Source organism: Amaricoccus macauensis (assembly GCF_014201905.1).
In the GTDB taxonomy this organism is placed as follows: Bacteria; Pseudomonadota; Alphaproteobacteria; order Rhodobacterales; family Rhodobacteraceae; genus Amaricoccus; species Amaricoccus macauensis.
The window spans coordinates 987,472-1,007,599 of the sequence record NZ_JACHFM010000002.1; the positions used below are offsets into that span (position 1 = coordinate 987,472).

The window sequence follows — 20,128 nt, forward strand, 5'->3', positions numbered from 1 at the left end:
ACTGAACGCCTCGGGGGTCGGGAGCGCCTAGATAGGCTCTGAGCCGCCGCGCGGCAACTCCCCGTGCACAAACGTGGTTTCGTGTCGCACCTCTGCGACGATCCCGTCAGCCGCGATCACCTCGACGGTCGCGTGATTGAAACCGAAGCGTTCGGCGAGCCGCGCCTTCACCCGCTGGCGCGTCCGCTCCGGGTCGGCGCCGACGGCGAGCAGCGCCTCGAGCGTCACCACCGGCCGCTCCTCGCTGATCGACCAGGCGTGGAGGTGGCGGACCTCGCGCACCTCGGGCACCGCGGTGGTGAGATCGCCGGCAACCGCACCTGCGTCGAAGTCGGGCGGCGTGCCTTCGAGCAGGATGTGGCCGCTGTCACGCACCACGCCCCACGCGTGTCGCAGGATCAGGACCGAGACGAGCACCGAGAGGATGGGGTCGATCGGCGTCCAGCCGGTGGCGAGGATGATCAGCGCCGCAAGGATCGCACCGACCGAGCCGAGCATGTCGCTCACCACGTGAAGAAACGCGGCCCGGACGTTGAGATTGCTGCGATCTCCCCGCGACAGCACCCAGAACGCGGCGATGTTCACCAGAAGCCCGACCGCGGCCACCACCAGCATCAGGCCGCCCTCGACCGGGTGCGGCGTCCCGAGCCGGCGCACCGCCTCGATGACGATCCAGCCCGCGACGACGAAAAGCGCGATGCCGTTGATGAAGGCCGCCATCACTGCCAGCCGGTCAAAGCCGTAGGTGCGCGTCCGGTCGGCGGGGCGCCGCGCCACCCGGAACGCGAGCCACGCCATGGCGAGTGCCGCGAAATCGGTCGCCATGTGGCCCGCGTCGGCGAGAAGCGTCAGCGAGCCTGCAACCAGCCCGCCCACGACCTCCACCAGCATGAAGCTGCCGGTGAGGAACGCCGCCAGGCCGATCGCCCGGGCATTGCCGGCGTTCGCCACATGATGGTGGCTGTGGCCGGCATGATCGTGCGCGTCACCATGGTCGTGCCCGTGGTCGCGGTGACTGCCGCCGTCCGAGTGGCGATCTGGGTCGTTGCTGTCGTGCTCCCGGCTCATGCCGTCCGGCGGGCGATCGCGGCAGCGATCAGCGCGTCGAAATCCGCCGGATCGCGCACGGACGCGACTTCCGTGGCCTCTACCGTCACCCCCCAGCGGTCGGCCATCGCCTGATAGCGCGGCAGGCGGTGCGCCATCAGCGCCCGGAAGCCGTGGCGGATGAAATCGTCGGGATCGACCGCGTCCGGGCGGACACCGCGCTCGGTGCAGTAGCTCGTCCAGAGCTTCGTCAGGAAACTCTCGGGATAATACATCGGCTTCGGCGCCCGGTCGAAGCGACGGCACAGCTCCTCAAGATCGGCCTCGGTCCCGCGAAACCAGACCGGCAGCGTTGCGCCGGCAACATCGACCATCACCGGATCGGCCGGATCCTCCGGGTCCACCACCTCGCAGAGCGAGCCTGAGGTGTCGCAGACGAAGTGGTCGTAGCCGTAGATCTCCTGCGCCTTGCCGATGAACGGCACCGCGTCCCGGGTTGCGGCGATCTCGGCCTCGCGGTGCTGGCGCTGACGGCGGAGATATTCGTCGAAGGGAATGCCGCCCTTGTCCGGGTCGCCCGGCTTGCCGAGGTAGGTCGAGAGCGGCGCGAGATTGTGGAAGCTGATGTTCGAGGCGATGAAGATCGAATCCGACCGCAGAAGCTCGCGCAGGAAACGGTTGCGCATCGCCTCGCGCTTGAAGTTGTCGACGATGTGCTCGCCCATGTAACGGGTGCCAATGCGGAAATCGATGGAGTAGTGGAACCACTCCGCCTCCTCGCGCAGCATCGCCGCGATCCGGGTCTTGCCGAGACCCGACATGCCGAAAAGCGCCACGCGCTTGTGCCGGGCACCGAGCCATTCGTCCGGGGTCGCGTAGATCATCAAGGCCCTCGCCGTCGCGCCAGTCGAGACTGACCTAGCCGCGCGGCCAGCGGCTTGCAAGCGAGCGTGGCGCCCGAGACCCCGCATCGACCGGCGCACAAGCCGCGCACCACGAGAGCTGTCCCGACGGCTCCCGCCTCACTCCCGGGTGAACCGGCCCAGCAAGGCGTTGCAACTCTGCCATTTTACGAGTCAATGGAGGCTTCGCCGGGGGCTGCGCGCTCCTGGCCCCCCGGCCGGAGCGCGACGTCAGCCTGTGTTCATCTCGTTCTTTCCCAACCCGCCCAAGCTCTTCTTCTGGTCAGCCGTCCTCTGGGCCATCGTCTGCGTCGCCGGATGGTATCTCGGCGGCTACAGCCTCGGCGACGGCCTCGGCTTCGCCGGCCCCGCGGACGGCGCGCTGCCGATCGGGGTCAGCCGTTTCTGGTCAGGCCCGTTCCTGTGGTTCTATCTCTACTACATCGTCGCGGTCGGGCTCTTCGCCCTCGGCTGGCAGCTCTACGCGCCGCATCCGTGGTGGCGCTGGTCGGTGCTCGGCTCGGCGCTGATCCTCTTCACCACCTACTTCCAGGTGCAGGTCTCCGTCGCGATCAACGACTGGTACGGCCCGTTCTACGACCTGATCCAGGCAGCACTCGGCAAGACGCGGCCGGTGACCCTGGGCGAGTTCTATGCAGGCATCGCGTCGTTTCTCTCGATCGCGCTGGTTGCCGTCGTCGTCGGCGTGCTCTCGCTCTTCTTCGTCAGCCATTATGTCTTCCGCTGGCGCACGGCGATGAACAACTACTACATGAGCCACTGGTCCGATCTCCGAACCATCGAGGGCGCGTCCCAGCGCGTGCAGGAAGACACCATGCGGTTCTCGAGCACGACCGAGAGCCTCGGCGTCAGCCTGCTCGACGCGATCATGACGCTGATCGCCTTCCTGCCGGTGCTCATCCATCTCTCGGCTGGGATCTCCGAAGTTCCCATCCTTGGCGCCATTCCACAGCCCCTCGTCACCGCGGCGCTGCTCTGGTCCGCCTTCGGTACCGGCTTTCTCGCGCTCATCGGCATCAAGCTGCCCGGGCTCGAGTTCCGCAACCAGCGGGTCGAAGCGGCGTACCGGAAGGAACTCGTCTACGGTGAGGATGACCCGTCCCGCGCCGATCCGCCGACCGCGCGCGATCTCTTCGCCAACGTCCGGCGAAACTATTTCCGCCTGTATTTCCACTACATGTATTTCAACGTTGCCCGGATCCTCTACCTTCAGGTCGACAACGTCTTCGCCTATTTCCTGCTCGCCCCCGCCATTGTCGCCGGTGCGATCACCCTCGGCCTGATGAACCAGATCCTGAATGCCTTCGGACAAGTCCGCAACTCGTTTCAGTATCTCGTCAACTCGTGGACGACCGTCGTCGAGCTGCTCTCGATCTACAAGCGTCTGCGCGCCTTCGAGGCGACGATCCACGGCGACGTGCTGCCCTCGATCGACCGCGACTTCCTGGCCGCGGCGCGCGACCGGGGGGATGCACCCTTCATCGACGGCTGAGGTCCGGCACGACGAAAGGTGGCATTCTCCGACAATGCCACCGGCCTGCCGAAAGTCATTTGCGAGCATCTAGTCGCAAGATACTGATATGACGTGATACTCCCTGCAAGGCAGGGAGTCCGCCACCACGGCCTGCCGAGACGGTATCAGGGGGGCGTTTCACGCCGGATTCACCTTTTCGGGCGATGGCTCGATCTACGCCGAGGCCGACGCAGGACACGGGAGTTCGTACTGTGGGTGAACCTTTTCGTCAGTTGCCCCAGATCGATCTGGAGGTGGCACAAGCCGCGACCTTCTCGCGGCAAGTGCCGTTTCTCTATGGGCTTCTGGTGGTCAACACGACCTTCACCATGCTCGTCCAGGCGCCCCATGCGCCAATCTGGCTCGGGGTGATCTGGCCCAGCGTCTGCAACACCATCTGCATCGCGAGGCTGGTCCACTGGCACCGCCAGGGGGACGTCCCGATGGACCGCGCGGCCGCGCGCCGGCAGATGCGGCGGCTGAACCTCCTCGCCGTCGTGTTCACGATCGTCTTCATGGGATGGGGAACGCTGTTCTTCGCGTTCTACGGCGACCCGCTCACCAAGGCGCAGGCCGCTTTCTACGTCTCCTTCACCGGAATCGGCTGCGGCGCCTGCCTGATGCAGGCCCCCCGCGTCAACATGACCGTCTCGGGGCTTTCCGCGCTCGCCTTCTTCGTGATGCTGTCGACGAGCGGCGAGACCGTGCTCATCCTCATCGCGGTCAACTATGTTCTCGTTCTCATCGCTATGCTCTTCATCATGCGGCGCTATGGCGCGGACTTCGCGCGGCTGGTCGCCTCGACCGCCGACATCGTCGAGAAGACCCGCGAGCTTCAGAAACTCAGCGACGACAATCTCCGGCTGGCCAATCTCGACAGTATGACCGAGCTCCCCAACCGCCGCATGTTCTTCACCTCACTTGAAGCATCCGTCTCCCAGGACGACGGCCCCGGGCACCGGGTCGCTGTCGGGATTCTCGATCTCGACGGCTTCAAGGGTGTGAACGACGCTTACGGCCATAGCGCGGGCGATCAGCTTCTCATCGCCGCCGCGAGGCGGCTCGAGACGGAAGCGAGCGGCGATTTCCTCGTCCACCGTCTCGGGGGTGACGAGTTCGCGCTGATCTCGCGCCACCCGATGGAGGCCGATGAGTTGCTCGCCCACGGCCAGAGGATCTGCGACGGCCTCGCGGTGCCGTATCGGATCGGAAACGTGGTCGCGAACGTCACCGCCACCATCGGCTTCGCCACCTGGCCCGAGAACGCCGGCAACATCCGCGAGCTCTTCGATCGGGCGGACTATGCGCTCTACCACGCCAAGCGATCGGGCCAGCGTGGCGCGCCGATCCTGTTCGCCAGCGAGCACGGCACCCGCATCCGCAGCGAAAGCGTGCTCATGCAGGCGCTGCGCACCGCTGATCTCGAGCACGAGCTCTATCCGGTGTTCCAGCCGATCGTTGACGCGCGAACCCGCGAAGTCCGCGCCTTCGAGGCGCTCGCACGCTGGACCAACCCGAGTCTCGGGCCGGTCTCGCCCGCCGTCTTCGTGCCCCTCGCCGAGCGCATGGGCGTCGTCGGGCAGATCACCGGCGTCATGCTGCCGAAGGCCCTCGCGGAGCTTCGCTCCTGGCCCGGGCATGTGCGCCTGAGCTTCAATCTCTCCGTGGAGGATGTCGGGTCGTCCGACGCGATCGCCGCGGTCTGCCGCGCGGTGCGCGAGAGCGGCGTCGATCCCCGGCGCATCGACTTCGAGATCACCGAGACCGCGCTGGTGCAGAACTGGGAGACGACGCTTGATTCGCTGCACATGCTGATCGAACTCGGCGCCCGGATCGCGCTCGACGACTTCGGCACCGGCTATTCGAGCCTCGCCCAGCTCCACCGCCTGCCGCTGCACAAGATCAAGATCGACCGGGCCTTTGTCACCGGCATCGAGATGAACGACATGAGCCGGCGCGTGGTGCAGTCGGTGGTGAAGCTCGCGAGCGACATCGGCATCGTGAGCGTGGTCGAGGGCGTCGAGACCGAGGCCGAATGCAGCGTCATCCGCGACATCGGCACCGACTGGGTTCAGGGCTTCCTGTTCCACCGGCCGCTCTCTGCCGCGGACGCCGCCGCCCTCGTCACCGCACCCGAGGCGCGCGCCGCTAGTTGACCGCTTGCGGCGACTGTCGCCGCGGCCCGGCATAGCCGAGCGCGCGGCTCGCGGCGAGGCTCAGCACGATGAGCGGCAGACCGATGCCGAACGACCAGCGGATCCCCCAGTGCTCGGCGATGAAGCCAAGGAGCGGCGGCCCGAGCAGGAAGATCACGAACGAGATCTGCGCGAGCGAGGCCACGTTGATCGCCGCCGGCCGGTCGGTGCGTTGCGCCGCCGCCGACATCGCCAGCGGGAAGATCGCACTCGTCCCCACGCCCAGCATCGCGAAGCCCGCGAGCGAAAGCGCCGGGAACGGCGAGAAGAAGACCACGAGCACGCCCGCCGCCATGATCGCGATCAGCGTCCGCGCCACGTCGGACGGCGAATAGCGATCGACGAAACCGTCGGCGTAGAACCGCATCAGCGCCTGGCTCGCCGCGAAGATCGCGAGGGACAGCCCCGAGAGCAGCGGCGAGGCATCGAAGACGTTGCGCATGTAGATCGCCGACCAGTCGAGGCTCGCGCCCTCCATCAGCATCGCCGAGAGCGTCACCGCCACGAGGACGAGGATGGCCGCCGTCGGCCGCGCGAAGGTTGGCGCCGCCACGTCAGCGGCCGCCGTGCGCTCGCTCGCCCGCATCGGCGCTGGCTGGTAGTCGGCGAAGACGAAGGTCGTCGCCGCCGCCACCAGCGGCACCATGAGCCCGAGATGCAGCTGCGGCGAGACGCCCACCTGCGCGATCACGCCGCTGGCGATCCCGGCGCCGAAGAAGCCGAAGCTCCAGAACGAATGCGAGCGATTCATGATCCGACGCCCGATCAGCGCCTCGGTGCGATCGGCCTCGACGTTCACGATCACCTCGATGCACCCGATGGTGATGCCCGCCGGCAGCAACAGGATGAAGAGCATCAGCGGGTCCGGCGCCCAGGACGCCACCGCGAGGCAGAGCGCGATCAGCGGCATCAGCACGATCAGCGCCCGCCGGTATCCAATCCGTTCCAGGTAGGGCGGCGCGAAAGTGAGCGAGAGCAGCGTCCCGAGCGGCGTGCCGATCAGCCCGAGGCCAAGTGCCCCCTCGCCCACGCCCATGCCCGACTGGATGTCCGGCAAGCGCGGAAAGATGCTTCCAAGCGCAAACGAATAGATCGCGAATGCCGCATAGACCCGCCGCTCGGGCTCCTGCAACCAACCCCTCAACATCACCGTAGACTCCGCAAATCCCCCGAGCCCCTGATTGCACAACGCGCTCAATCATGCAAGAACATGCACGAACAAGAATTGGAGCCGGGCCTAGAAGCCATGCTGACCGACGAGCGCCACGGCGTGATCCTTGACCGCCTCGCAACCGAGGGCCGGGTCCTTGCCGCCAGCCTCGCGGCCGAGTTTGGCGTCTCCGAAGACACCGTGCGCCGCGACCTGCGCGACCTCGCCCGCGCCGGTGCCTGCCGCCGGGTCTACGGCGGCGCCCTGCCCCTCACGACTGCGCCCGAACCCGGGCCGGAGCGCACCCGCGCCGGGATCGCAGCACCTGAAAAGGCCGCGCTCGCGCGCGCCGCGACCGCGCTCATCGCCCCCGGCCAGACCATCCTGATCGACGCGGGCACCACCAACACCGCCATCGCCACGGCGATCGCCACCGGCATCCCGGCGGGGTTCGGCCTCACCATCGCCACGAACTCGCTCTCCGTCGCGGGCGCGCTCGCCAGTCGCGAGGACATCCGCCTCGTCGTGCTCGGCGGCACCCACGACGCGAGCCGGGGCGCCTGCCTCGGCGCCGACACCATCGACGCCATTCGCCGCCTCCGGGCGGACCTCTTTTTCCTCGGCCCCTGCGCCATCGACGCGGACCTCGGCATCACGGCGTTCGATCCCGCCGAGACGGACGTGAAGCGCGCCATGGCCGAGGCAAGCCTCGGCCTCGCCGTCGCTGCCACCACCGACAAGCTCGCGACCGCGGCACCATTCCGCGTCGCCCCGCCCGAGGCGATCACCCATCTCGTGGTCAGCGGCGACGCACCGGAGGAGACGCTGGCGGCCTTCGCAGCGCACGGCACCGTTCTCCACCACGCCGGCTGAGCCGCTGCACCGAAGCCCGCGGCTCGGGATTTTCCGGCGTTTGCCGGCCCCGACAGGGCGGATTCCCGCCCGAATCCGGGCCATCGCCTGACGCTTGCCGCCCTGCGGAAAACCCACTAGACCGCGTGCGACAGCGTGGGAGCCCGGAAAAATGACGTCTCCGAAGAAGGTTGTGCTCGCCTACTCCGGCGGCCTCGATACCTCGATCATCCTGAAGTGGCTTGCGACCGAATACGGCTGCGAAGTCGTCACCTTCACGGCCGACCTCGGCCAGGGCGAGGAACTCGAGCCCGCCCGCAAGAAGGCCGAACTGCTCGGCATCAACCCCGACAGCATCTACATCGAGGACCTGCGCGAGGAATTCGTGCGCGACTTCGTCTTCCCGATGTTCCGCGCCAATGCGGTCTATGAGGGGCTTTACCTGCTTGGCACCTCGATCGCCCGCCCGCTGATCGCGAAGCGCCTCGTCGAGATCGCCCAAGCGACCGGCGCGGACGCCATCGCCCACGGCGCCACCGGCAAGGGCAACGACCAGGTGCGCTTCGAGCTTTCGGCCTACGCGCTCGATCCCTCGATCCGCGTCATCGCGCCGTGGCGCGAATGGGACCTGACCTCGCGCACCAAGCTGCTCCAGTTCGCCGAGGAGAACCAGATCCCGATCGCGAAGGACAAGCGCGGCGAGGCGCCGTTCTCGGTCGACGCGAACCTGCTCCACACCTCCTCCGAGGGCAAGGTGCTCGAAGACCCCGCCGAGGAGGCGCCCGCCTACGTCTATCAGCGCACCGTCGCCCCCGAGGACGCCCCCGACACGCCGACCTATGTCGAGATCGGCTTCGAGAAGGGCGATGCGGTCTCGATCGACGGCGAGCGCCTGTCGCCCGCGGCACTCCTGACCCGCCTGAACGAGCTTGGTGGCGCCAACGGCGTCGGCCGGCTCGACCTCGTGGAAAACCGCTTCGTCGGCATGAAGTCTCGTGGCGTCTACGAGACGCCGGGCGGCACGGTGCTTCTCGTGGCGCACCGCGGCATCGAGCAGATCACGCTTGATCGCGGCGCCGGGCACCTGAAGGACGAGCTCATGCCGCGCTATGCCGAACTCATCTACAACGGCTTCTGGTTCTCGCCGGAGCGCGAAATGCTCCAGGCGCTCATCGACAAGAGCCAGGAGCATGTGGAGGGCACCGTCCGGGTGAAGCTCTACAAGGGGTCCGCCGATGTCGTCGGCCGCTCGTCGCCCGCCTCGCTCTACTCCGAGAGCCACGTCACCTTCGAGGACGACGCCGGCGCCTACGACCAGAAGGACGCGGCCGGGTTCATCAAGATCAACGCCCTGCGCCTGAAGCTTCTCGCCGCGCGCAACAAGCGTATCGCCGACTGAGGCACGCAGGCACGGCCCGGGGAATCCCCCGTGCCGTGAGCGTCTGTCAGGCCGTGGCGACGCCCGCGCGCCTTGCGCGGGTCTGGACCAGTGCCACCGCACAGGCCGCGATCGCCAGCGGCACGGCGAGCCCGATGTAGTATCCCGGCACCCCGGCACCCTGCAGCACCCAGCCACCGAGCGCCGAGCCGGCAATCGCGCCGGTCCGGCCGATGCCGATCGCCCAGCCCGTCCCGGTCGCGCGCAACTCGGTCGGATAGGTGCTCGCGATCAGGTAGTTGAGCGCGATCTGCTGCCCGCCGATCCCGAAGCCGCCGGCCGCGACCAGCGCGAAGACCAGCGTCCAGTTGCTGCCCGCCGCCGCCAGCCCGAGGCAGATGGCAATGCCGATCGCGAACATCGCCGCCAGCGTGCGGCGGATGTCGAGCCGTGGCAGGTAGAGCGACAGCGGGATCGCGCAGACGATGAAAGAGGCATTGACCACCACCGTGCCAAGCGCCGCGGTCGATTGCTCGAGCCCGGCCCGCGTCAGGACCGTCGGCAGCCAGAGCAGGAACATGAACCAGGCGATCCAGTTGAAGAGATAGACCGCCCAGATCGCCACCGTGCTGGTGCGATAGGCCGGGGCGAACAGCCCGCGGACCGAGCCCTGCTCCACCGTCTCGGGACGAGTGAACGTCGCCTCCGAGGCCACCGCGCGGCCGATGATCCGCCCGAGCAGCCGCCGCGCCCGCCCGAGATCATCCGGCCGCCCCCGGGCCGCAAGGAACTGCGGCGATTCCGGCAGCAGCAACAGGCAGACGAGGAAGATCACCATGGGGATCGCCCCGCCGACGAGATACATCCCCTGCCAGCCGATCACCGCCATCCAGCCGGCCGCCAGCACGCCACCGAGCAGCGCGCCCGCGGGCAGGCCGAGCAGCACCACGGTCAGGACGGCCCCGCGCAGCCGTGCCGGGCTGTACTCCGCCGCGAGTGCCAGCAGGACCGGCGTCGCGCCGCCCATCCCGAGCCCGGTCAGGAAGCGCAGGACCACGATCTGCATCGGCGTCTGCGCGAAGGCGATGGCGAAGGAGAACACCGAGAAGAGGGCAATCGCCGCGAGGATCGCCCGCCGGCGTCCGATCCGGTCGCCGATCGTCCCGAGCCCCATCGCCCCGATCGCCATCCCGAGCGTTCCGGCAATGAAGATCCACGTCATGTCGGCCGGCGACATGCCAAAGCCCTTCGCGATCGCCGGGCCCGTGAAGGCAATGATCTGCGTGTCGAAGCCGTCGAGCAGCGCCACGAACAGGCAAAGCCCGATCACCCGCCACTGAAAGCCGCCGACCGGCCGCTCGTCGAGCACCTGCCGGATATTGATGTCTGTCTGGGCCATCGCCGCATTCCCCCGATGCCGCCGGCCCCCGACCTTCGGGCAAGGGCACTCCGCCCGGGGTCTCGCGGCCCCGGCCGCGCGGAGCGCCCGGCTGTCAGCAATGGACGGGAGGATCCGCCGGGCCGCGCCGCGGGTCAAAGCCCGCCCGGGTAAGGTGCGATACCCTTCCGGTATCGCCTCCCGGACGCAGGTGGCGTCAACACTCTTGCGAACGCGTCTGCGAGGGTTTACCTAACGGCCGCCTCAAACCGGACGGGATACCGATGGGATCGCTGATACTCGTGCTGCTTTTCATCATCAAGATCGTCTGGTGGATCGTGCTTGCGCACGTCGTCATGAGCTGGCTGATCGGCTTCAATGTGCTGAACCGCAACCAGCCCATCGTCTGGAACATCTGGACCGGCCTCAACCGCGTGCTTGAACCGATCTACGGCCCGATCCGCCGCGTCCTGCCGAACATGGGCGGGCTCGACCTCTCGCCGCTGGTCCTGATCGTGATCCTCTACGCGCTGCAGACGATCCTCGTGCGCAACGCGCCGATGTTCTACTGATCCATCCGCATCGCTTGCCGACCCCGCGCGCGTCTCAGCCGGCCGCGCGGCTCTCGCGAAACCCGTTGGCCTCCTCGCGCAACCGGGAGGCCTCGCGCTGCTCCGCGCCCAGGTCGTCGTCGAACATCTGAAGCGAGATGAGCCGGCTCGCGGCCGCGGCATCCATCGGCCTGCCGAGCAGATATCCCTGACCCACGTCGCAGCCGCACTCGACCAGCCGCTGGAACTGCTCCTCGGTCTCGACGCCTTCGCCGATCGTCAGGATGTTCAGGTCCTGCGCGAGGCTCGTGACCGCCCGGATGACCGCACGCGATCCCAGGTCGGCAACGTCGGTGTCGATGAAGCTGCGGTCGATCTTGATCCGGTCCAGCTCGAAGTCCCGCAGGTGCGCGAGCGACGAATAGCCGGTGCCGAAGTCGTCCATGGCGATGCGCACGCCCAGCCGGCGCAGGCCCTTCAGCACCTCCGACAGCAATCTCCCGTCCTCGACCATCGCGGTCTCGGTCAGCTCCACCTCGAGGCGCCGGGCCTCGACGCCGTGACGCCGCAGGGCGTCCGCGACCTGTCCCACGAAATCCGCCGAACGCAACTGCACCGCGGAAGCATTCACTGCCACGTGCAGATGCACCGGCCAGCGCGCGAGCTGGCGGCAGGCCTCCTCCAGCACCCAGGCGCCGATGTCGACGATAAGGCCGTTCGCCTCGGAGATCGGCACGAACTCCGCCGGCGACACCATGCCGAGTGCCGGGTTCCGCCAGCGGAGCAGCGCCTCGAAGCCGATCAGACGGCGCGCCGGCAGGGCGTAGAACGGCTGAAAATGCAGCTCGAACGCGTCCTGCGCCAGCGCCTCGGCCAGCTCCACCTCGATCTGCCGACGGCGTGCCGCCCGCTCGATCATCCCGCTCTCGTAGCCTTCGATCCGGTCACGACCGAACTCCTTGGCACGGCGCAGCGCGAGGCTCGCCCGCTCGAGCAACTGGTGCCAGTCGCCGTCCGCGACGCAGGCGAACCCGATGCAGCAGCTCACGCTCACCGGCTCGCCCTCGATCGGCACCGGCCGCGCGACCGCGGCCCGCAGCACCTCGGCAAGTCGCCGGGCATCGCTTTCGGTTCCCGCGCGCACGATCGCCGCCACCTCTCCGCCCTCGAAGCGGAAGACCAGCTCGCCGTCCGGGCAGGCAAAACGCAGCCGGTCGGCGATCTGGATCAGGACCGCATCGCCGACCGAATGGCCGAACGTCTCGTTCATCCACTTGAACCGGTCAATGTCGATCAGCAGCAGGGCACCGCACGTCTCCCCCTCGGTCGACAGCCGCCCCACCAGATCGTGAAAGCTCCGACGGTTCGGCAGCGCGGTCAACGGATCGTGCAGCGCCATGAAGTCCATGGCGTCCCGGGCCGCGCGGGACTCCGTCACGTCGTCGTAGGAGAGAACCGCGCCGCCCTCGGGCATCCGCCGGCAGCTGACCGCGAGAGTCCGGCCGTTGGCGAAGCGGCGCTCGGTGCGCGTGCCCCCCTCGCCGGCGAGCCAGTGGCGATGCTCGGCGACGAAATCGGCGATCTCCGCCGCGTCCCATTCCCCGCGGCGCGCCATCGCGCCGACGATGAGGGCGATCCCCCTGCCGGGCGCCACGTCCTCGGCATCGAGTCCGAGGATCTCGACGGCACGCGAGTTGAACGCGATCACCTGTCCCTCGGCATCGACCATCACCAGCCCGTTCGACATGTTGCGCAGCGCGAGCAGGAAACGCTCGTCCTGCTCGGCCAGCGCGCTCGCTGCCTGCTGCCGCTGCGCCTCGAGCCGCGTCTCGGTGTAGACCGCCGCTGACGCCGCGCCACAGAGCAGGATGGCCGCGGAGACGACGATGAGCGAGAGGGAGGCCGGGTCGATCGCCGTCGAGCCTCCGGCGGCGAGCTTCGTGAAGCTCAGGCCATGGAGCCCGGTGAAATGGAGCGCGCAAACCCCGACGATGATCAGCCCCGCCTGAAGCACCGCTCCTGCCCGTCCGCCCCGAATGACGAGGGCCGCCGCGAGCGGCACGGCACCGAGGGCGACAGCGAGAAGACTGGTCAGGGGCGAGTGGGACACCACGCAATCGTCAAGCGCGCTGATGCCGGTGAAATGCATCGCACCCACCCCCAGGCCCATCACGACGCCACAGGCCGCCCGCACCCGGCGGCGCCGCACGTAGCAGCACGCCATCAGGGGCCCGCCGATGGAAATGACGCCGATCGCAGCTGACGCGAAGGTCACCACCGGATCATAGGCCAGCGCCGCGTCGGGGCGGTATCCGAGCATTGCCACGAAGTGTGTCGTCCACACGCCAATTCCCGCCACCCCGGCCAGCAGCAGACCCCATGAGGCCCGCGCCGCTCCCGTCAGCTGGCTTGCCCGGTGCAGGAGGATGACCACGGTCGTCGCCATGATGCCCGCAACCATCAGCGCGGTCGCGACGAATGCCATCTCATTGTCCGCGAGCGTCTGGCTCAGGAAGGCGGCAAGCATGACTTCACTCCGTGTTCGTGGAATGAGGGGTTACACAAGCCGATTGCCGAAAAGTTAAATGCATTCCCCGCTTTAGGCTCAAATTATCCCACCGGGGTTGAAGCCGGTCACGGCAGGCGACGACCCCGGCGGCGAAAACCCGCGACGCAGCCCGCGCCGGGGGCGCCGGTCGCCTTGCGTCTCGCGCCTCAGTCGTCCTCGAACAGGTCGCCGATCCGGTCCGGTGCCCGTGGAGCGGCAAGGCCGAGGTGGGTCCAGGCCTTTGCCGCCAGCACCCGCCCGCGCGGCGTGCGGGCGATGAGACCCTGCTGCAGCAGGTATGGCTCGATGACCTCCTCGATCGCATCGCGCGACTCCGAGAGCGCCGCCGCGATGGTCTCGATCCCGACCGGCCCGCCACCGTAGTTCTCCGCGATGAGCCCGAGATAGCGTCGGTCGGCGCCGTCGAGGCCGATCGTGTCGACCCCGAGCCGGCCGAGCGCCCCGTCGGCGATCTCGCGCGTCACCCGCCCGTCGCCCTCCACCAGCGCAAAGTCCGCCACCCGCCGCAGCAGCCGCCCGGCGATCCGTGGCGTGCCGCGCGCCCGCCGCGCGATCTCGCGCGCCCCCTCGGGCGTCGCGTCGGCCTTCATCAGCCGCGCCGCCCGGGTGACGATCGCCTCCAGCTCGTCCACCTCGTAGAACTCGAGCCGCGTCGGGATGCCGAAACGATCGCGGAGCGGCGTCGTGAGCAGCCCGAGCCGGGTCGTGGCGCCAACCAGGGTGAAGGGCTGCAACTCGATCCTGACCGTGCGCGCCGCCGGCCCCTCGCCGATCACCAGGTCAAGCTGGAAGTCCTCGAGCGCGGGATAAAGGATCTCCTCCACCACCGGCGACAGCCGGTGGATCTCGTCGATGAAGAGCACGTCGCGCGCGTCGAGATTGGTCAGGATCGCCGCCAGATCGCCGGCCTTCGCCAGCACCGGCCCGGAGGTCATGCGGAAGTTCACCCCAAGCTCGCGCGCCATGATCTGCGCCAGCGTGGTCTTGCCGAGGCCCGGCGGCCCGTAGAACAGCGTGTGGTCCATGGCCTCGCCACGCCGCCGCGCGCTCTCGATGAAGATCGCGAGGTTGGCCCGCGCCGCGCGCTGGCCGATGAACTCGTCAAGCGAGCGCGGCCGGAGTGCCCGGTCGGCGTCCTCGGGAAGGCTCTCGGGTCGCACTGTGGGATCAGGCGTCGCCATGCTGGTCCTTTCGGAGCTCATCCTTTCGGCGCGAGAACGCGAAGCGCCGCGCGGATCAGGCCCGAGACGTCGCCCGCGCCATCATCGACCTCGGCCACCGCAGCCGCCGCCTCGCCTTGGCCGTAGCCGAGGTTCAGGAGCGCCGAGAGCGCATCCGCCCGCGCCTGCGCCCCGACCGGCACCACCTGGGCCGTCGCAGGAGCCGTCGCCGCGGCGGGCGCCAGCGCGGGTGCCGTGCCGGTCATCGCCGGCGTGGCACCGGCCGCCCCCATCGCCATCACCGAGGGTGCCTTCGACTGCAGCTCCAGAACCAGCCGCTGCGCGAGCTTTGGCCCGACGCCCGGCGCCGCGCGGATCGCGCCGGCGTCGCCGAGCGACAGCGCCCGCGCCACCCCCTGCTCACCCAGCGTCCCGAGGATCGCAAGACCGGCCTTCACGCCGACGCCCTGCACCGAGGTGAGAAGCCGATGCCACTCGCGCTCCGCCAGCGTGCGAAACCCGATGAGCTGCATCAGATCCTCGCGCACCACCAGTTCGGTGAAGAGCGCCACCATCTCGCCCGGGCCGGGCAGGCCCGCGAGTGTCCGGTCCGAGCACATCACCAGGTAGCCGACACCGCCCGCCGTCTCCACCAGCACATGATCACCGTCCACGTAACCGACGCGCCCCGTCACCTTTCCGATCACGTCTTCACCTTGCCGATCACGCCCGGATCCCCGCGATCGCCGCCGCGAGCCGCCCCTGAAAGCGTGCGTGATGCGCATGACAGAGCGCGATCGCCAGCGCATCGGTCGCGTCGGGCCCTGCGAGCTTCACACCCGGAAGCTGCAGCTTCACCATGTGCTCCACCTGAGCCTTTTCCGCATGGCCGACACCCACCACCACCTTCTTGACCGCGTTCGGCGCGTATTCCGCCACCGGCACCCCGGCGCGCGCCGGCACGATCAGTGCCACCGCCCGCGCCTGCCCGAGCTTCAGCGTCCCGGCCGCATCCTTGTTGACGAAAGTCTGCTCCACCGCCGCCGCCTCCGGCCGCTGCGCCGACACGACGGCGGTCAGCGCCACGAAGAGACTGAGGAGTCGCGTGGCGAGATCATCGCCCTCCGACTGACAGACGCCGTTCGCCACGTGACGCACCAGAGTGCCCTCCACGTCGACGACGCCCCAACCGGTGCGCCTCAGCCCCGGATCAATACCTATGACGCGCATGTTTCTGCGCCTTGTGCCTGCCACCTCGCCGCTCCGTGCCTAGCACGAAGCGCGAACATTCGCCAAGCGCCGCGTTGACCGCCGGGCCGGCAGAGCCCGGCGAATAATAGTGCCTGCAATCTGCGCACCGATTGCCCGATCAGCCCGCAGAACGCATTTTCCGACAGCCCTCGCGCAGCTTCGGGTTGACCTCCGGCGCCAGCCGTGAGTTTTGGGCAGCTCCGGCGTTTGACACTTCGTTGACGCCCCTGCACCGGACGCATGGCTGAGTTGCAGTCTTGGCGTTTGTGGAATGGCGCGCGTGCGCCTAAATCTCTGCTCAGCAACCGGATGTTCCGGTCCCGCCTGAAATCACAGAGACCAAGAAGATGACCATGTCCGCCCCCTTCAACAGCAGCCAGTCGGTTCCGCTCGGGGCCGTTTCAATCTTCCGCGCCACCGCCGGCATCGAGGCCGTCGTGCGGGCATTCTCCTCTTGGAACCGTGCGCGCAGCACGCGCGCTGCCCTCGCCAACCTCTCGGACGCGCAGCTCGCCGACATCGGCGTCACCCGTCACGAGATCGGCACGGTCTCGGGCGCGCTCGCGCGCCGCTGACACCCGGCCGGGCACCGCGCCCGGCGACGACTCCGGCCAGCGGGGCCAAAGACAAGTAACGAGTAACATGTGTTTCGACACGGGCGGCTCCTTCCGGGAGCCGCCCGTTCGCTTTTCAGCGATGCATCCCGAGAACGAGCGTCGTCCAGCCGTCGATCGGCACCCGCTCGATCACCCGGTATCCCCAGCCGCGATAGACCGCGACGACCCCCGCCGCCTGACGCGAGAGGATCCCCGACAGGATCGCCACGCCGCCGGTCTCCTGCGCCGCCGCCATCTGCGGCGCGATGCGCTTCAGCGGCCCGGCGAGGATGTTGGCGAAGACCAGATCGAACGGCGCCGCCGCATGGAGACGCGGGTGGCGAAAGCCCGCGGCAGTGACGCAACTGACCCGCGACGCGACGCCGTTCGCCGCCACGTTCTCCCGCGCCGTCACCGTCGCCACCGGATCAATGTCGCCCGCGATCGCCACCGCCGGCCAGACCGAGGTCGCAGCCATGGCAAGCACGCCCGTACCGCCGCCGATATCGGCCACCCGGCGCGCCACGAAGCCGCGGCGCAGGAGAGTGTCGAGCGCCAGCAGGCAACCCCGCGTCGTCGCGTGATGCCCGGTGCCGAACGCCTGCGCCGCCTCGATTTCGAGGCCGATGCGGTTCGGACCGATCCGCTCCCGGTCATGGCTGCCGAAGACGACGAAGCGCCCGGCTTCGACCGGCGTCAGCTCGGCGCGGACCTGCGCGACCCAGTCGCGATCCTCGATCCGCTCGACCACGAAGCTGTCGCTGCCGTGCGCGTCCGCGAGGAGGGCGAGCGCCACCTCGTCGGGCGCCTCGCCGAAGATGCCGCTCACGTCCCAGAGGCCGGAGCCGTCGTCATGGTCGTTGATGTCACTCGCAAGCGGCGCGGGGTCGAGCTCGTCGAGCGCGTCGCGCAGCGTCTCGGCCGCCGGCCGGCCATGAATGGCGGCGGTGGCACGCCGGAGAACCGGGACGCCGGTCGTCACGCGGAGAGCCCCACCGGGCAGGTAACGCCCGTGCCGCCAAGGCCGCAGTAGCCCCGTGGGTTCTTGGCGAGATACTGCTGGTGCGGACCCTCGGCGTGATAGAACTCCGGCGCATCGACGATCTCCGTCGTGACCGGCCCGTAGCCCGCGGCCTTCAGCCGCTTGCCGAACTCAGCCTTCGACGCCTCCGCCGCCGCGTGCTGCTCCGGCGTGAAGGGATAGATGCCCGAGCGGTACTGCGTGCCCACGTCATTGCCCTGCCGCATCCCTTGCGTCGGGTCGTGCCCCTCCCAGAACGCCTTCAGCAGCCCCTCGTAGGAAATCACCGCCGGATCATACGTGACGAGCACCACCTCCGCATGACCGGTCGCGCCGGTGCAGAGCTCCTCATAGGTCGGATTGGGCGTCTCGCCGCCGGCATAGCCCACGACGGTCGCGTAGACGCCGGGCAGCTTCCAGAACACCCGCTCCACGCCCCAGAAGCAGCCCATCCCGAACATCGCCCGCGCCATGCCCTCGGGCACCGGCTCCTCGAGCGGGCGCCCGGTGACGAAGTTGGTCGCGGCGGTGGGGATCGCGCCGGGACGGCCCGGCAGCGCCTTGCCCGACACGGGCATCTCGGTCTTCTTCGACAGTCCGAACATCACATCCTCCGCGCAGGTCTCATCCGCGGATCTAGGCGCGGCGGAGCAGGTTTCCAAGACGAACCGATCAGTGGATCGCGACGCCGGTGATGTCGAGATAGCCGTCGTAGATCATCTTGAGCGCAACATAGAGGATGACCAGCAGACCGACCCAGGCAATCCAGCGATGCTTGTTGAGCAGCCGGGCGATGAACGTGGCGGCGAAGCCCATGAGCGCCACCGAAAGCGCAAGCCCGAAGACCAGCACCACCGGGTGCTCGTGCGCCGCGCCGGCAACCGCCAGCACGTTGTCGAGCGACATGGAGACGTCAGCGATGATGATCTGGGTCACCGCCTGCCGCAGGGTCTTGCGCGGCGCGCGGCCGACGGTGCCGTCGGCGTTGAGGTCGGTGTTCGAGACCGCCTCCACCCCCTCGTGCGCCGCCGCATGCGCCCGGATCTCCTGGTACATCTTCCAGCAGACCCAGAGCAGCAGCAGCCCGCCCGCGAGCAGGAGGCCGGTGATGCCCAGAAGCTCGGTGGCGATCAGCGCGAAACAGATCCGCAGGGCCGTCGCGGCAAGGATGCCGATCAGGATCGCCTTGCTGCGGTGCTCCGGCGAGAGCCCGGCGGCGGCCATGCCGATCACCACCGCATTGTCGCCAGCCAGAACCAGGTCAATCATGATGACCTGGAGGAACGCGGTCAACATTGCGGATTCGATCATGCGTCGGGACCTCCTCGCCAGTTACCGCGGCAAAAGCCAGCATCGACCACGGCTGTCAACCCGTCCGGGTGACGTCGCTACCGTAGAGCCAGTCGAAGCGGCCGAGAAGTAGCCCCGGCGCAACTGTTGAAATTGCCCGGAGCCCGGCATGAACCGGCCGACGCCCGACGCCGCTCAGATGATATACGCCGGCGTTTCGCGCCGACGCCCGCTGCACCCGCGTCACCCGCGCCCGCCGCAGGCGCTCGTATTCCGCGAGCCCCGCCGCCGGGTCCGGCGCGCGGTCGAGCGTCTCTGCGAGTACCCATGCATCCTCCAGCGCCATCGTCGCACCCTGCGCGAGGAACGGCAGCATCGGGTGGCAGGCGTCGCCAAGCAGCGCCAGCCGCCCCGCGCGCCATGTGGTCAATGCCGGGTGATCGAAGAGCCCCCAGAGAAAGCACTCGCTCACCACGCCGAGCAGCGCGCCCGCGTCGCCGCCGAAGTCCGCGAACGCGCGCCGCACTTCGTCCGGGTCGCCGGGCAGGCTCCAGCCCTCTTCCGCCCAGGCCGTGCGCTCCTCGATCGCGATGAAGTTCACCAGCCGGCCGCCGCGCAGCGGATAGCTCACAAGATGCCGCCCCGGCGCCATCCAGACCCGTGACGCCGGGCGCGCCAGCTCGCCCGGAACCCGGTCCGCGGGAACGATGCCGCGCCAGGCCACGTGCCCGGTAAAGCGCACCGCGCCCCCGGTGCCGGTCGCCGCCCGCAGGCGCGAGCGCACGCCGTCCGCGCCGATCACGACCTCGGCGCCGGCAAGCAGCGGATCGTCCGGCCCCGTCACCTCGTGACCGAGCCGCACGCTCACCCCCGCCGCCATCGCCGCGTCGACCAGTCCCGCGAGCAGGTCGGCCCGGTGCAGGTGCCAGTAGGGCCGTCCGTAGCGTGCGCGCGCCGTTGCCCCGAGCGGCACCCGCGCCACGAGTCGCCCGCCCACGTGGTCGCGCAGCTCGATCGCCTCGGGCAGGGATGCCCGCTCGCGCAGCCGCTCGGTGACGCCCAGCGCCTCGAGCACCGCCACGCCATTCGGTCCGATCTGCAGGCCCGCACCCACCTCGCCAAGTTCCGCGGCGCGCTCCCACAGGGTGACGGCCGCGCCCCGCCGCGCCAGCGCCAGCGCCGCGGCGACCCCGCCCACGCCGCCACCAACCACCGCGATCCCGCGTCCCGCCAATGCCATGTGCCCCGCTCTCC

The 20,128-nt window shown here is 68.9% G+C and carries 18 protein-coding genes; 6 read left to right on the forward strand and 12 right to left on the reverse strand.

Annotated features, from left to right (window positions below; genetic code table 11):
• Positions 1 to 27 precede the first annotated feature (27 nt).
• Both HNP73_RS12180 and HNP73_RS12185 read right to left on the reverse strand, forming a co-directional pair.
• Entirely contained in the window at positions 28 to 1,068 is a 1,041-nt protein-coding gene (locus HNP73_RS12180) for a cation diffusion facilitator family transporter (protein WP_184149497.1), read from the reverse strand.
• Positions 1,065 to 1,931, reverse strand: a complete 867-nt coding sequence (locus HNP73_RS12185; RefSeq protein ID WP_184149500.1) for an ATPase — start codon at positions 1,929 to 1,931, stop codon at positions 1,065 to 1,067. Before HNP73_RS12185 ends, HNP73_RS12180 begins: the two co-directional genes overlap by 4 nt.
• Before the next feature lie 256 nt (positions 1,932 to 2,187).
• Here HNP73_RS12185 and sbmA point away from each other — a divergent pair, with 256 nt between their 5' ends.
• Together sbmA and HNP73_RS23325 are read left to right on the forward strand one after the other, a co-directional pair.
• On the forward strand, positions 2,188 to 3,462 hold the full coding sequence (sbmA, locus tag HNP73_RS12190) for a peptide antibiotic transporter SbmA (RefSeq protein ID WP_184149503.1): 1,275 nt from the start codon (positions 2,188 to 2,190) through the stop codon (positions 3,460 to 3,462).
• A gap of 233 nt (positions 3,463 to 3,695) precedes the next feature.
• Entirely contained in the window at positions 3,696 to 5,639 is a 1,944-nt protein-coding gene (locus HNP73_RS23325; protein WP_184149506.1) for an EAL domain-containing protein, read from the forward strand.
• Here HNP73_RS23325 and HNP73_RS12200 read toward each other — a convergent pair.
• Positions 5,632 to 6,825 carry an MFS transporter gene (locus HNP73_RS12200; protein ID WP_184149509.1) on the reverse strand — a complete coding sequence of 398 codons (1,194 nt, stop codon included), beginning with the start codon at positions 6,823 to 6,825 and terminating at the stop codon, positions 5,632 to 5,634. The genes HNP73_RS23325 and HNP73_RS12200 overlap by 8 nt on opposite strands.
• A 99-nt stretch (positions 6,826 to 6,924) precedes the next feature.
• On the opposite strand from HNP73_RS12200, the gene HNP73_RS12205 reads away from it, so the two are divergent.
• Positions 6,925 to 7,701: a DeoR/GlpR family DNA-binding transcription regulator gene (locus HNP73_RS12205; RefSeq protein WP_184149512.1), complete on the forward strand. Its 777-nt coding sequence runs from the start codon at positions 6,925 to 6,927 to the stop codon at positions 7,699 to 7,701.
• Positions 7,702 to 7,852: 151 nt separating this feature from the next.
• The gene (locus HNP73_RS12210) at positions 7,853 to 9,079 is read left to right on the forward strand and encodes an argininosuccinate synthase (RefSeq protein ID WP_184149514.1); all 1,227 of its coding nucleotides are present in this window, start codon (positions 7,853 to 7,855) and stop codon (positions 9,077 to 9,079) included.
• Positions 9,080 to 9,125: 46 nt separating this feature from the next.
• Here the strand turns inward: HNP73_RS12210 and HNP73_RS12215 are convergent, their stop codons facing one another.
• The gene (locus HNP73_RS12215; protein WP_184149517.1) at positions 9,126 to 10,457 is read right to left on the reverse strand and encodes an MFS transporter; all 1,332 of its coding nucleotides are present in this window, start codon (positions 10,455 to 10,457) and stop codon (positions 9,126 to 9,128) included.
• A 263-nt stretch (positions 10,458 to 10,720) separates the two neighbouring features.
• Here HNP73_RS12215 and HNP73_RS12220 point away from each other — a divergent pair, with 263 nt between their 5' ends.
• Positions 10,721 to 11,008 carry a YggT family protein gene (locus tag HNP73_RS12220; RefSeq protein WP_184149519.1) on the forward strand — a complete coding sequence of 96 codons (288 nt, stop codon included), beginning with the start codon at positions 10,721 to 10,723 and terminating at the stop codon, positions 11,006 to 11,008.
• Positions 11,009 to 11,042: 34 nt separating this feature from the next.
• On the opposite strand, the gene HNP73_RS12225 is transcribed toward HNP73_RS12220, so the two are convergent.
• The 4 genes from HNP73_RS12225 to ruvC form a co-directional block, all read right to left on the reverse strand.
• Entirely contained in the window at positions 11,043 to 13,514 is a 2,472-nt protein-coding gene (locus HNP73_RS12225) for an EAL domain-containing protein (RefSeq protein WP_184149521.1), read from the reverse strand.
• Positions 13,515 to 13,702: 188 nt separating this feature from the next.
• Positions 13,703 to 14,737, reverse strand: coding sequence for a Holliday junction branch migration DNA helicase RuvB (gene ruvB / locus HNP73_RS12230; protein WP_184149523.1), 1,035 nt, complete (start codon positions 14,735 to 14,737; stop codon positions 13,703 to 13,705).
• A gap of 17 nt (positions 14,738 to 14,754) precedes the next feature.
• A complete protein-coding gene (gene ruvA / locus HNP73_RS12235) occupies positions 14,755 to 15,423 on the reverse strand; it encodes a Holliday junction branch migration protein RuvA (protein WP_184149525.1) in 669 nt (222 codons plus the stop codon).
• A gap of 16 nt (positions 15,424 to 15,439) precedes the next feature.
• Positions 15,440 to 15,946 (reverse strand): crossover junction endodeoxyribonuclease RuvC, encoded by a 507-nt coding sequence (gene ruvC, locus HNP73_RS12240; protein WP_184149527.1) that lies wholly within the window; start codon positions 15,944 to 15,946, stop codon positions 15,440 to 15,442.
• 374 nt (positions 15,947 to 16,320) lie between these two features.
• On the opposite strand from ruvC, the gene HNP73_RS12245 reads away from it, so the two are divergent.
• Positions 16,321 to 16,542 carry a DUF1127 domain-containing protein gene (locus HNP73_RS12245; protein WP_184149529.1) on the forward strand — a complete coding sequence of 74 codons (222 nt, stop codon included), beginning with the start codon at positions 16,321 to 16,323 and terminating at the stop codon, positions 16,540 to 16,542.
• A 115-nt stretch (positions 16,543 to 16,657) separates the two neighbouring features.
• On the opposite strand, the gene HNP73_RS12250 is transcribed toward HNP73_RS12245, so the two are convergent.
• The 4 genes from HNP73_RS12250 to HNP73_RS12265 form a co-directional block, all read right to left on the reverse strand.
• Positions 16,658 to 17,545 (reverse strand): 50S ribosomal protein L11 methyltransferase, encoded by an 888-nt coding sequence (locus HNP73_RS12250; RefSeq protein ID WP_343063283.1) that lies wholly within the window; start codon positions 17,543 to 17,545, stop codon positions 16,658 to 16,660.
• Complete coding sequence (msrA, locus tag HNP73_RS12255; protein ID WP_184149531.1) at positions 17,542 to 18,189, reverse strand: peptide-methionine (S)-S-oxide reductase MsrA; 648 nt, start codon at positions 18,187 to 18,189, stop codon at positions 17,542 to 17,544. The genes HNP73_RS12250 and msrA overlap by 4 nt, the downstream gene beginning before the upstream one ends.
• A 67-nt stretch (positions 18,190 to 18,256) precedes the next feature.
• Positions 18,257 to 18,895: a TerC family protein gene (locus HNP73_RS12260; protein ID WP_184149534.1), complete on the reverse strand. Its 639-nt coding sequence runs from the start codon at positions 18,893 to 18,895 to the stop codon at positions 18,257 to 18,259.
• A gap of 55 nt (positions 18,896 to 18,950) precedes the next feature.
• A complete protein-coding gene (locus tag HNP73_RS12265; RefSeq protein WP_184149537.1) occupies positions 18,951 to 20,114 on the reverse strand; it encodes an FAD-dependent monooxygenase in 1,164 nt (387 codons plus the stop codon).
• Positions 20,115 to 20,128: the final 14 nt, after the last annotated feature.